The 13,717-nt window shown below is 48.4% G+C and carries 9 protein-coding genes and 2 rRNA genes; 2 read left to right on the forward strand and 9 right to left on the reverse strand.

Going from position 1 to position 13,717, the window contains the following annotated elements; all coding sequences use genetic code 11:
* The 4 genes from IEU85_RS08260 to IEU85_RS08275 form a co-directional block, all read right to left on the reverse strand.
* A 23S ribosomal RNA gene (locus IEU85_RS08260) occupies positions 1-1,274 on the reverse strand; the annotation flags it as partial.
* A gap of 367 nt (positions 1,275-1,641) precedes the next feature.
* Positions 1,642-3,169 (reverse strand): 16S ribosomal RNA (locus IEU85_RS08265).
* Positions 3,170-3,681: 512 nt separating this feature from the next.
* Positions 3,682-5,541, reverse strand: a complete 1,860-nt coding sequence (gene spxB, locus IEU85_RS08270) for a pyruvate oxidase (protein ID WP_188355792.1) — start codon at positions 5,539-5,541, stop codon at positions 3,682-3,684.
* 215 nt (positions 5,542-5,756) lie between these two features.
* Positions 5,757-6,032, reverse strand: a complete 276-nt coding sequence (locus IEU85_RS08275) for a hypothetical protein (protein ID WP_188355793.1) — start codon at positions 6,030-6,032, stop codon at positions 5,757-5,759.
* 259 nt (positions 6,033-6,291) lie between these two features.
* On the opposite strand from IEU85_RS08275, the gene IEU85_RS08280 reads away from it, so the two are divergent.
* Both IEU85_RS08280 and IEU85_RS08285 read left to right on the forward strand, forming a co-directional pair.
* Positions 6,292-7,008: a LytR/AlgR family response regulator transcription factor gene (locus IEU85_RS08280; protein WP_188355794.1), complete on the forward strand. Its 717-nt coding sequence runs from the start codon at positions 6,292-6,294 to the stop codon at positions 7,006-7,008.
* Positions 7,005-8,348, forward strand: a complete 1,344-nt coding sequence (locus IEU85_RS08285) for an ATP-binding protein (RefSeq protein ID WP_188355795.1) — start codon at positions 7,005-7,007, stop codon at positions 8,346-8,348. Before IEU85_RS08280 ends, IEU85_RS08285 begins: the two co-directional genes overlap by 4 nt.
* A gap of 91 nt (positions 8,349-8,439) precedes the next feature.
* Here the strand turns inward: IEU85_RS08285 and IEU85_RS08910 are convergent, their stop codons facing one another.
* The 5 genes from IEU85_RS08910 to mvk all read right to left on the reverse strand — a co-directional run bounded on the left by IEU85_RS08910 (position 8,440) and on the right by mvk (position 13,406).
* The gene (locus tag IEU85_RS08910) at positions 8,440-8,664 is read right to left on the reverse strand and encodes a DUF6290 family protein (protein WP_371866660.1); all 225 of its coding nucleotides are present in this window, start codon (positions 8,662-8,664) and stop codon (positions 8,440-8,442) included.
* A gap of 90 nt (positions 8,665-8,754) precedes the next feature.
* A complete protein-coding gene (locus IEU85_RS08290; protein ID WP_188355796.1) occupies positions 8,755-9,957 on the reverse strand; it encodes an alpha-hydroxy-acid oxidizing protein in 1,203 nt (400 codons plus the stop codon).
* Complete coding sequence (locus IEU85_RS08295; protein WP_188355797.1) at positions 9,950-11,257, reverse strand: phosphomevalonate kinase; 1,308 nt, start codon at positions 11,255-11,257, stop codon at positions 9,950-9,952. The genes IEU85_RS08290 and IEU85_RS08295 overlap by 8 nt, the downstream gene beginning before the upstream one ends.
* A gap of 86 nt (positions 11,258-11,343) precedes the next feature.
* Positions 11,344-12,495, reverse strand: a complete 1,152-nt coding sequence (gene mvaD / locus IEU85_RS08300; protein ID WP_229714842.1) for a diphosphomevalonate decarboxylase — start codon at positions 12,493-12,495, stop codon at positions 11,344-11,346.
* The gene (gene mvk, locus IEU85_RS08305; RefSeq protein WP_188355798.1) at positions 12,495-13,406 is read right to left on the reverse strand and encodes a mevalonate kinase; all 912 of its coding nucleotides are present in this window, start codon (positions 13,404-13,406) and stop codon (positions 12,495-12,497) included. Before mvk ends, mvaD begins: the two co-directional genes overlap by 1 nt.
* Positions 13,407-13,717: the final 311 nt, after the last annotated feature.

Consider the following 13,717-nt stretch of genomic DNA (forward strand, 5'->3'; position numbering starts at 1 on the left):
CCCAGTATGGAACGCTCTCCTACCCAACCAGCCACAACGGCTGCTTGTCGCGTTTTCGGTGGCGTGCTTGAGCCCCGCTACATTGTCGGCGCGGAACCACTAGACCAGTGAGCTGTTACGCACTCTTTCAAGGATGGCTGCTTCTAAGCCAACCTCCTGGCTGTCTATGCGACTCCACATCCTTTCCCACTTAGCACGCGCTTAGGGACCTTAAACGACGATCTGGGCTGTTTCCCTTTCGACAACGGAGCTTATCCCCCGCCGACTCACTGCCACGCTCAATATCACAGGTATTCGGAGTTTGGCTGCTATTGGTACCCAATACGGGCCCGCAAGCATCCAGTAGCTCTACCCCCCAGACACACAACGTGACGCTGCACCTAAATGCATTTCGGAGAGAACCAGCTATCACGGAATTTGATTGGCCTTTCACCCCTAACCCCAAGTCATCCCCCCAGTTTTCAACCTAGGTGGGTTCGGTCCTCCACACGGTCTTACCCGCGCTTCAACCTGCTCAGGGCTAGATCATCCCGCTTCGGGTCTAGGACACGCCACTCAACGCGTTTTAACACTCGCTTTCGCTACGCATACACCACACGGCTTATGCTCGCGACGCATCACTAACTCGCAGACTCATTTTTCGATAGGCACGCCATCACCCCATCAAAGAGGCTCTGACGGATTGTAAGCGCACGGTTTCAGAAACTCTTTCACTCCCCTCCCGGGGTACTTTTCACCTTTCCCTCACGGTACTCGTACACTATCGGTCATATAGGAATATTCAGGCTTACCCCACGGTCAGAGCAGATTCACACGAAATTCCACGAGTCTCGTGCTACTCGGGACAAGTCATAGGCAGGCGTTGCACTACCAGCTACGGGGCCATCACCCTCTACGGCAAGGCATTCAATCCTCTTCACCTCACACAACGCTTTATCACTACCCGAACACGCGTCGGCATGCTCACAAACCATCCCACAACACCCAGCACGCAACCCCCGACGAGTATCACACGCACCAGGTTTAGCCATCATCCGCTTTCGCTCGCCACTACTCACGGAATATCTTTTCCTGCAGGTACTAAGATGTTTCACTTCCCTGCGTACCCCCCGCACAAATGCGGTAGTAGCCCATCAAGACTACTGGGTTCCCCCATTCGGACACCCTCGGATCAACGCCCTGTCGGCAGCTCCCCGAGGCTTATCGCAGCCCCACACGTCCTTCATCGGTCCTATATGCCAAGGCATCCACCATACGCCCATACACAGGCAACCACAACAGTCACCCACAAGCAAATCCAGCGACACCAGACAACATCACACAATAATGATCACTAAACAATACAAAAGAAATCACATTACAAGAACACACACCACACCGGGTGTGCGTCTCTCGCGTCCACTATCCAGTTCTCAAACCACCAACCACACACCAACAACCACAAGCCCAAAAAGACCAGGATTATCAGCGTGAGTGTCCACTGACCACAGTCGCAGTCAGGGAACCCAAAAGCATGCTCACACCACTCACACGATCATACGCTTCCACCAGCACACACCAACCAGCAAACAACCTGCCCACTGTCAGTGCACGACCCTCCAACCAAACACAGCAAGAGGGATTTTATTCAAATCTCCGTAGAAAGGAGGTGATCCAGCCGCACCTTCCGGTACGGCTACCTTGTTACGACTTAGTCCCAATCACGAGCCTCACCTTAGACGGCTCCCCCCATTAACATGGTTAGGCCACCGGCTTCGGGTGCTGCCCACTTTCATGACTTGACGGGCGGTGTGTACAAGGCCCGGGAACGCATTCACCGCGGCAATGCTGATCCGCGATTACTAGCGACTCCACCTTCACGGAGCCGAGTTGCAGGCTCCGATCCGAACTGAGACCGGTTTTCAGGGATCCGCTCCGCCTCACAGCATCGCATCCCGCTGTACCGGCCATTGTAGCATGCGTGAAGCCCTGGACGTAAGGGGCATGATGATCTGACGTCATCCCCACCTTCCTCCGAGTTAACCCCGGCGGTCCCCCGTGAGTTCCCACCATAACGTGCTGGCAACACAGGGCGAGGGTTGCGCTCGTTGCGGGACTTAACCCAACATCTCACGACACGAGCTGACGACGACCATGCACCACCTGTGAACCCGCCCCGAAGGGAAACCACATCTCTGCAGTCAACAGGCACATGTCAAGCCCAGGTAAGGTTCTTCGCGTTGCATCGAATTAATCCGCATGCTCCGCCGCTTGTGCGGGCCCCCGTCAATTTCTTTGAGTTTTAGCCTTGCGGCCGTACTCCCCAGGCGGGATGCTTAACGCGTTAGCTCCGACACAGAACCCGTGGAAAGGGCCCCACATCCAGCATCCACCGTTTACAGCGTGGACTACCAGGGTATCTAATCCTGTTCGCTCCCCACGCTTTCGCTCCTCAGCGTCAGTAACAGCCCAGAGACCTGCCTTCGCCATTGGTGTTCTTCCCGATATCTACACATTCCACCGTTACACCGAGAATTCCAGTCTCCCCTACTGCACTCCAGCCTGCCCGTACCCGGCGCCAATCCACGGTTAAGCCATGGACTTTCACACCAGACGCGACAAACCGCCTACGAGCCCTTTACGCCCAATAAATCCGGACAACGCTTGCGCCCTACGTATTACCGCGGCTGCTGGCACGTAGTTAGCCGGCGCTTATTCACCAAGTACACTCACTCACGCTTGCTCCTTGATAAAAGCGGTTTACAACCCGAAGGCCGTCATCCCGCACGCGGCGTCGCTGCATCAGGGTTCCCCCCATTGTGCAATATTCCCCACTGCTGCCTCCCGTAGGAGTCTGGGCCGTATCTCAGTCCCAATGTGGCCGGTCGCCCTCTCAGGCCGGCTACCCGTCGAAGCCTTGGTAGGCCATTACCCCACCAACAAGCTGATAGGACGCGACCCCATCCCATACCGCTCAAACACTTTCCCACAATCACATGCGATCATGTGGAACATTCAGTATTACCACCCGTTTCCAGGAGCTATCCCAAAGTATGAGGCAGGTTAGTCACGCATTACTCACCCGTTCGCCACTCTCACCCAATAGCAAGCTATCAGGATCCCGTTCGACTTGCATGTGTTAAGCACGCCGCCAGCGTTCGTCCTGAGCCAGAATCAAACCCTCCACAAAAAACCTGTAAGAGAGCCCAAAAAAAGACTCAACAAAAAATAAAGAAAAAAACAGTAACCAAAACAAAACGTTCAAAGTCACCAAAACCAAACACCACCAAACAACCAAACAACACAACATCATTCAATCATTCAGCAGCATCAAACTGGCATACAATCAAAGTAGTACAAACACACTCTTGAGTTCTCAAACCACCACACACACCCAACCAAACCAGAACCACAATCCCAGCAGCTGAGCGGCAGCGAGAAGTAAACTTACACCAAAACCAACCCAAACACAAATATCGGCGTGTCGCGCAAATAATCGCCCTTCAAACTCGATAATTTTGAACGCTTAATACCAAAAATGAAAAAGCGGTTGGAAAACATAAAGCAGTAAGAATACAAAAAGTGGCTGGAAACCACAATGCAGTCTCCAACCACCGGCAATCACAATCGCTGTAACGTGTGTTTATGCGTTTATCACGCTTCAACGCTTGTAGGCTTCACCCTACTTTGCATTTTCGCTACTTACGCTTCTACGCCTTCTTGTTCGAAGTAGTAGGTCATAGGCAGCAATTCTTCACCGTCATAGGAAGCAAAGAACTCTTCCACAGTTTCTGGATGATGCAAAGTGCCATTAGCGTTGTAGTTTGGATTGATAGTCTCTACAAACTTGCCGTCCTCTACATGGAATTCAAGCTCTTCAACTGGCAAACCACGCTTATCGGTAATCTTGGCGTCAATCAAGAATGGACGACCAGCCTTAGTGACTTCAACTGCCTTATCGAATGCTGCTGGCAATTCATCTGAAGAAGTAACGGTTACTGCCTCAACACCCATACCGCGAGCAATCATTGCAAAGTCCTGATCTTCCAAGAAGATGCCAGAATGCTGTGGAATGGACAAATCATCCTGCTCGGACTTAATGAAGTTCAAAGAAGCATTTGAAGTAATAACGTTGATTACTGGCAACTGATACTTCTTCTGCGTAATCAAGTCCTGCATCACCATGGAGTACGCACCATCACCAGCAATGTGGAATACCTGGCGATCTGGGAAGCTCAGCTTTGCAGCAAGAGCACCTGGCAAGCCGTAGCCCATGGATGCGAAGAGTGCAGAAATCGTCCACTTGTTCTTTGGAGTCAAGTTCAAGTAACGGAAGGAATTGATGATGTTATCACCGACGTCGATGGAGAAGATAGCGTCCTCTTCTGCAACGCGGTTAATTTCCTTGTATACTGCCTCAAACTCAAGAGGGTTAGATGGGCGATTCATCATCTTGTTGAGGTATTCGCGCCAATTCTTGTTGGAAGCAACGCATGCACGGAAGAATGGTGTTGCAGGAGTTTCTTCAACTTCACCATTGTCAAGCAGCGCAAGTGCCTTATCAACGAATGTTGTTGCGTCAGACCATACGCCGTAATCGAGGAAATGGTGAGAACCGAAACGTCCTGCATCAGCGTCAATCTGCACAAACTTAAATTCGTGAGTACGATAAATCAGGTTTGCAAATGGGAAGTTGGAACCGAGAGCGATCACCAAATCAGCTGTTGCAAATGCTTCATCAGCTGCCTTGGATGCAGCGCGGTTTGCGTATCCCAAGTTTGCTTCGTAGTCATCTGGCACAAGACCCTTAGCAAGACCAGTCAATACCAGCGGAATGCTCAAGCGACGAGAGAGCTCAACAAGCTTTTCGCCACCAGTCTGAATACCGCGACCAACGTGAATGATTGGGCGCTTAGCCTGCTTAATCATATCTACTACAGTGCGTACTTCTTCATCAGTAGCTGCAGGGAGTGGAGCAGGCTTGCGGTCAGTTGGTGAAGAACTGGAGTATGGGGTATCTGGAATCTGTACATAACCGAAGTTGTTCGGAATAACAACAACAGCTACACCCTTGTGCTTGTAGGCTTCACGAACTGCCTTATCAACGACATATGGCAGGCTCTCAGGAGTCATTACTGTACGGTCGTATACTGCGACATCTTCAAACATTGGGTTCTCTGCGAACTCCTGGAAGTAGTCGTAGTTCATGTTGGTTGTTGGCACCTGACCAATCAACGCCACAACTGGGGCATGGTCTTCACGTGCGTCATAGAGACCGGTCAACAAATTGGTTGCGCCTGGACCTGCAGAGCCGAAGCATACCTGCACGCGACCAGTTAACTTAGCATCTGCAGATGCAGCGAGCGCACCAACCTGCTCGTGACGTACCTGAATGAACTTGATGCGATCTTTTTCTGCATCCAAAGCAGCCATAGTGGAATTAAAGGATCCGCCTGGGTATCCGTAAATGTGCTCAACTCCCCAAGATTCCAAAACGCGAAGCATTGCGACGCTTGCTGGCACTGTTGCGCCCTGTGCTGCGGTATCTTCTGCGATACTCATGTCAACCTACTTTCGTGTTAAATGTTCTACCTTTCATCTGCGAAAGGTGCTGATATTATTAGAAACTGTTTTTGAAAAATTTACAAGCCCTAAAGTATTGATAAACATCACATGTGATTTAGCTCTCACGAAATAGGTAAAAACACGTAAATTACAGCTTATACCGGCTCTTCATCCTGCTACACACATCGGGTAATGCGCTACTTCAATGCGCATTATTCACGTACTGTATTGAGTTTATGAATACGCCGATCGTAGGTTAGTAGCCCGTTTAATTCGCCTTCTACATCAGTAAGTTGAGTATAGACAAACCCTGTTAATCCTTGATTTCCGCGCATTTTTGCATGTTGCAATATCTCTTGAACTGCCTGCTGCCTCTCTGGTAAAGATGCATATACCGCATATCCGTAGGCCTCACGTAGCGCACTATGCCCTGCAATGGCACAAGTCAATCCGCCGAATTCTGAAAGCACAAATGCGCGTTGTGTCAAGTGTTTGCTATCAGCAAAATACCCAGTTATCAGGCGGGCAGCGTCTTTATATCTACCCCATATAAAGCGGCACAACTTGGCAAGCTGTTAGTAATCAGAGAATTGTAATCGCCGTCTACTCCACTCCCCCTATTACACAAATCACAATTACTGTTTGCATATGAGCTAGCTTGTCGCAACCCATGCAGTTTTCACCATTTGTTAGACAATATGAGCAAATTTCATTACAATGCAGATAGTTTCAAGACGAAGGAGTGATATGCGCACTATTAGGATCGGCATTGTAGAGGACGACCCAGCATGCGCTCAACTTCTCGTGGACTATTTGAACCGATATCAATCGGAATTCAACCAAGAATTTACAGTTTCCCTGTTTAATGATGGCGAAAAACTGGTTGAACGCTATCAGCCAACATACGATATTCTGCTTATGGATATTGAAATGGCGCATATGAATGGCATTGAGGCCGCACGTCATATTCGCCAACGGGATTCGAGCGTTACTATTATTTTCATTACCGCAGCCCCACAGTATGCTATTAGCGGGTATGAGGTGCAAGCGTTGTCATATATTCTTAAGCCTGTACCTTGGTTTGCGTTTAGCCAAGAAATCAAAAAATCTATTGACGCCATTAGTAAGCGTCAGGACGATTCGATTTTAATTGAGACGGGCGCTGAGCAGATTCGTGTAATGCTCGCCGATATTGTGTATTTTGAGTCAATTCGTCATACGATTATTATCCACACGCTTGAAGGGAAACTGTCAGTTACTGGCACATTAAAAGATTTTGAAGCCAAACTTGCTGACCGTAATTTTTTCCGTTCTAACTCCTGCTATTTGGTAAATTTGCGCCATGTGACTGGGGTGCGTGAGCAAGATAGTGTGATGTCTAATGGTGAAAGTTTGCGTATTTCCAGACCTCGTAAAAAGGACTTTCTTACTGCATTGACGCAGTATATTGGTGGTTCGCGATGATTGATATTTTTGCGTGGCAGCCTATTACAAATGCCTTACCTGATATTCCAAGGCTCTATACAGCAATTTGTGAATGGTGTGCGTGCTTGGTGTATGTTGCTGTGCTCTACCGTAGAGCATCCACGCGCCGTACCATTACGGTATGTGCAGTGAGTTTGCCGACGCTTATTGCCATTCAGTATTTTGATGGGCTGATGCCTCTGTGGTTTTGGATTATTGGCATGCTACTTGCTGTCGCTGGTATGTATGTGATGATTCTGCTTGCTGTGGGCACCGGTAAGCGTGAGGGTTTGTATATTACGGTTCGCGCATTTGTGTTGGCTGAACTTGTGGCATCACTGCACTGGCAGGTTGCTACATTTGTGGGGTTGAGTGCGCATATTCCCGCGAGCAGCTCACTCTCAATTATCGGTTTAGTAGTAATATATGCTGCTTGTTTTGCGCTTGCTTATTTGGCAGAAAGCGATAATTTTAGCCGCACTGCCCCGACGCTTCCTCCTACGGCGACTGCAATTGCTGCTGTGGCTATTACAGTGGTAACGTTTGCTATGAGTAATTTGAGTTTTATTTCTGCAAATACGCCATTTTCTGGTTCTGTCGGTAAAGAGATTTTTTATATTCGCACGTTAGTTGATTTTTGTGGGTTTGCTATTTTGTATGCGCAGCAAGAACAGACTCAGCGACTGGAGGCAAGCACAGAGTTGGCTTCTATCAATGCGCAGCTCACGAGCCAGCATCAGGAGTATTTGCAGTCAAAAGAGAATTTGGAGTCTCTTGGCAGGTTGGCGCATGATTTGAAACATCAGATTGCTGCATTGCGCGCTGAGGTTGATCCTGAACATGCTGCGCAAGGTTTTGAACAGCTTGAACGATCTGTGCAAGAATACAGTGCGCAGCGGCATACGGGTCATCCTGTGCTTGATGTGGTGTTGACGACTAAAGAGCGCACCTGCGCTGATCATGATATTACGTTTACTGCTGTGGCTGATGGTTCTCTCTTGAAGCATATGTCATCTATGGATATTGCGTCTTTATTTGGTAATGCGCTGGATAATGCTATTGAGGCTACTTCTAAATTGTCTGATCCTCAGCAACGCTTGATTAAATTAGCATTGTATGCGCAAAATCAGTTTATTGTGCTTCGCGTGGAAAACTATTTTGATGCCTCGCTCAAGCATAATGCTGATGGTAGTTTGCGCACCACTAAGCGCGATAGTTTGCAACATGGTTTTGGCGTGAAATCAATTCGCCATATTGTGCATAATTACGGCGGCGAGGTCACTATTGAGACTGATCAGCATTGGTTTACGCTCACATGCCTTATTCCAAAGCAAGAGTAAAACTATAAATTATTCCCCTGCCAGAGTTCTTCAATCGGTCTGCTTTTGCGTCCGCTTTCTTCATATTCTCGCTGAGCGTCGCGAGCAACGGCTAGATCAATTCATCTTCAATACGCTCAAATAACGCTTTTTTGAAGGCTTCAGCAAGCGTCATATCATGTATTTTTGCGTAACTCGTTGCTAGATTTTTTCTTCTGTCGTGAGTCGTATTGAAAAGGTCATAATTGTTCCTCCTCTCGCATATATTACATTGCAATACATGCGATAAGAAGGCACCATGATTTTCTCTATTACATCTCTTTAAGGTGGCGCTCATAGGCAAGTATGGCTTGCTCAGCTTTGTCACCAACTAGTGGCTCGATAATGCGTGCAGCTTCATCAAGGTCGATTGACCCTTTCTGAAATGCTAACTCATGGAATGCAAAATTTGACGCTGGTAGGATTCGAGCGATGGGTCGAGCCAATACTGCACATGCTGTGCATCTTGTAGCGAGCCCATGCCATAAAGTGCTACCAAACCAGCAAGTTGATGTTTCCAAATGCGCACCAGTTCCTGCAACCCATCAGTGCCGTATTCAAGCACAGTATGCAGCATTACCCCAGAAACCCCAACAGCTTGAGCACCCAACACTAAGCATTTCATCACATCAAGTGGGTGACGCACACCACCAGAACCAAAATACATGAACTCATGCGATGCGCTATCAGATACAAGTTCCGAAGCAACCTGCTGTGCATTCAGCAAGGACTGCACTGTGGATAATCCTGCATCTTCTAACCATGAAAAATCAACCGACATGGCACGTTCATCGGCTTCGCGTTCACTATCTGCACTAATATTACTTGCAGTATGATTCTCTGCGTCAACAGCACTCACAGCTGCACTACTTGCAGCACTACTAGACTGCTGCTCTGCTCTGCGCAATCGCTCAATTTGCGCAAAATTTGTGCCCCCAGATCCTGCTACATCAATAACATCCACACCGCACTCAAGCGCACGCCGCATCGATGCTATATCCCAACCAAACCCAACTTCTTTGGCAATAACAGGAATATTCCACTGCTCGTGCACTGCTGCGCTAATACGCTCAATGCCTTCACTCCAATGAAAATCACGATCACCTTCCGGCATGACGAGCTCTTGCACAGCATTAATATGCACTTGTAGTGCTGCAGGGTATAGCTCTTGAATGAGCGTGCGCACGACATCAAGCGGGGTAGCAGGGTTTACATTGATGAATACTGGCACGCTTGGCGCAAGCTCACGCGCATGCACAAATCCAGCAAGCGCCTCAGACTCATGCCCCACAATACTTGCAGAACCGAAAGCAAATGCAATGCGCTCACGTTCAGCTACAGCAGCAAGTTGTGCATTGATCTGTGTGGCATGTTCAGTACCGCCGGTCATAGCGTTAATGAAAAACGGTGCCGCGACTGGTATGCCAAACAGTGTAGTTGCTAAAGACTGCTCATCGACGCAAGTTTCAGGAAGTGTTGGTCGCACAAGATGCATAGTATCGAAATCATTGTGGCGATGCTGCCTGAAACTTTGCTCGGCTAGGCGCAGGTGATCTTCTTTGCGCTGGGCACGTAATGCGTTATTAAGCATCGTAAACCTCACTTACATGCAAGTCGAGTGGCACAATGCCCTGAGCTTTCCACATAGCATACACTTGCTCAAGCGAACGGCTGTTCTCCTGCGCCTCGGGCTTACCAAGACTATCGCTTACACCAACATATCCAGCACTACTAGTGCTTTCAGCTTTCCCAGAGCTATCAGCGTTATCAGTTCTGTTAGCGTTACCAGAGTTATATAGGGCAATAAAACAATCACCACCACCTGCGCCCGAGGATTTAGCTGCCATGCCTTGCGCGCAAGCAGCATTAATACCAGCTGCTAGGGTTGGTGTTTCTATAGGGACATCTCGTAATTGCGCTAATTCCAGTAATTGCGAGCGCAGCTGCGCGACAATATCTTGTAGTGCACCCGCACCTTGAGGATGCTCAAGTTCTGCTCGTAACGCATCCACACTTTGCGCAGATTGTTCAAGAAAAGCCTGATATGCTGCTGGTTCAACGGGTCTTGCAGCTCGTGCCACAAGATCTTTGGTAGAAGCAGGGCTTCCAGTCCAACCAACGATAATATGCACTGTGGGATCTACACGAACCGGCTCTATTACTAATAGTGGCCATGCTTGCTGCACTATGGCATACACGTCAATTGTTGCTAATTGCTCTAGGCGCTGCTGTGCTGGCGCATGGGAGTCTAATAACGATTGCAATCCGGTCGCGCGTGCCAACCATGTTCTATCGCAAGAGCGGTAATATACGACGCCACCCATACTGCTGGCAGCGATGTCACCTAAGGAGCCGTTACCTTGCATAGCAAAATGCGCTAATGCCGCTAATTTATACACCACCAGTGCGTCGGCAGTAATGCCATACGCTTGCAATACAGCGCGTACTACCGCCACACATACTGCTGCCGAAGAGCCAAGTCCTAGTTTCCTTCCATCATCAGATTGCAATCGCGAAGCAATCGTCAGTGCTGCTGTAATCGTTTGCTGGGTATAGTGCTGCGCATACGTATCTGCAACCATGGCGGCAGCTTGTGCAAAACTCAACGCATCAGTGTACACCGTTGGGAAAAGACGCCTGGTAGTAGTCGAACGACCACACAAGGCAACAGTATCTGGGAATTGTTCCGAAATAATACGCCATTGCTTGGCACCTGCGCCAACAGTCTTATTACAGTCATTGTTTACATCATTTACATTGTCTACACTATCTGCGCGAACATGCACATAACGATCTACCGCAATCACCAGCGACGGATTGCCCGCATGCACCACAGCATATTCGCCCGCAAGATAGAGTTTTCCAGGAGCTGAGCTGGATGCCAATTGCATACGTTCTCCTTCTATCTGCCGGTCTATCGTTTGCCGACAAAGCATTTTCCTTATATCGACAACGTATTTGCCCGTGCACCACTTGCCTACAAAATACTTACGGGCACACCATTTGCCGACATCGTTATACCAGGACCTACGCCAGTGCTGAGCATAGTTGCATCTGGTACTACTACTGCAAGACGTTCTAATACTGCCGCCTCATGCTCAGGCTGCACTAGTACTTTAACATTAGGACCAGCATCCATGGTGTAGTAGCATTCCACACCTTCTTGGCGAAGCTGATCCACAGCCTGCAATACTTGCAATGTTTGTGGTTCAAAATAAGTAAACCCTGGGCGTGCAGTTAAATTCAGCGCATGCATATCCAGCGCGTTCTGTTGTGCTAATTCACCAAGCGTAGTGAAATCAGAGTCTGCAATCGCTTGCTGCATACGTTCGCAAGCATCAACATTATGCTCTACCCAAACTGGGAAGTATGGCGAAGTCTCTACCACTCTGCGCATACCTGCAGTAGAAGAGATAGCCTTAGGTTTCACATCAATTTGCACAGCAATCATACGAAGTGCAAAACTTGGATGCTCATCAATGGGCACAGCCACAGAAGTGGCGTCATCACTGCCAGCAATCCACCGTGCAAAACCACCATATACAGAGCGAGACGCTGACCCTGAGCCAAGACGTGCCATACGTGATAACTCTTGCATATCCACTTGCAACCCATATGCAGCAGCAAAAGCCCCTGCAAGAGCTGCAAAAGCAGACGAGCTTGAAGCTAAACCCGCACTAGTTGGCACATGATTTTCAGTGGTAATTGCCAAAGAACCACGTACCCCAAAGCGCTGCTGCAAACGCGCAATATATTGCCATACGCGATCAGCAGCTTTACCTTGCACCGGACTGCCGTTCATGGTAAAACGCTTTGGAAGCGCACTATCAAGCACTGTAACTTCAGTTGTGGTATAAAAATCCGCTAATGTGAGTGAAATAGAATCAGTAAAAGGCAACCGCAAAGCTTCATCTTTTTTGCCCCAGTATTTAATTAGAGCAATATTAGTATGTGCTGTTGCTGTGCCTGTGCGTTCCATACTATTAACTGTACTACTGCTTATACTATTGTGCGTATTGCAAGCGTTTTTGTGCATATAGGGAGCGCCGGTAGAACGCGCATCACCATGCCCTATGCCGTCAGTATTCTGATTACCAAGTTGATCTGGAAATAGCACAGCATGTGGCATTAGAGCTCCTCAACCCAAACACCTGAGGCTTTACCACTGAGCGCCTGCGCAACCTGCTGCGCCTGCTCGCGCGTCTGAGTAAGCGCTATCACTACACCACCTAGACCAGAGCCAGACAATTTCGCGCCTAATGCTCCAGCCTCACGTGCAGTATCTACTAACAAATCAATCATTGGCGTAGAGACACCAAAACTTGCGAGAATTTCTTGTGCTTGATTGCAAATATCCCCAAGTTTGAGCACATCTTGCTGTACCCATGCCTGTGCTGCCTGATCAGAAAGCACACCCAAATAATCCAAGCGTTCCCGATTTTGTTCAGAAGCATCACGCTGCTGACGTACCATCGCTACTGCTTCTTTTGTGCTGCCTTCTGCACCAGTGTCAGCAATAACAAGATACGCACCAAGTTTGCCATCAATATGGTTAAAGCCTGTGGCACGATTAAAACTTACCAGCTTCTCGGAGCGCACAGTCGCGAAATCAAGCCCAGATGCCTTACCATGCACAATATCCTCAGCATGGTTACCGAGTACAGTCACGCCATCTTCACTGAGTCCAAGCTGGAAATACTGGTCAAATGCCTTAATAGTAGCTAAAGCTGATGCAGCAGAAGAACCAAGACCACGCGCCATTGGAATACGCGAGTCAAGAGTAAGTCTGCAATGTGTATCCTGCTGACGCTTGACCACTAATTCTTGGAACAGATACATAATGCCGTTGTAAATCTCAGGAGCTTGCTCAAATGGCCCGCAATACCCTTCGGTTTCTAATATTGGTCCCTGCTCATCGTAAGCTACGTGCGCGTGAAGTGTGAGATTCAACATCGGAATGCAAAGAGCATCAGCTCCATATACGACCGCATGCTCACCGATAAGAATAACTTTGGCATGAGCAGTATAGTCGCTGAGCATTGGCTTCTCCCTCTCTTAGCTTGGCTCAAATACATATGTACCGTACTTTGGCGCAAACGCTATGGATTAAAATACTATAGGCACTGGCTTATTATGCGCTTTTTATGCGGGTATAGCGCAATTGTGCACAACATATGCACAACATTCATGCACATATTTCAACATATGAGTACGCCATACTTCGCTTACACATGCGTACGCATACTTACAAAATTGCAACACTTGCATATACATACACACACTTACATGTTACGTACACTTACACAATCGTATGCACTTACACAGTTGCATACACTCCACTTCAAATGTAC

It is taken from the genome of Galliscardovia ingluviei, from assembly GCF_014635685.1.
GTDB lineage: Bacteria > Actinomycetota > Actinomycetes > Actinomycetales > Bifidobacteriaceae > Galliscardovia > Galliscardovia ingluviei.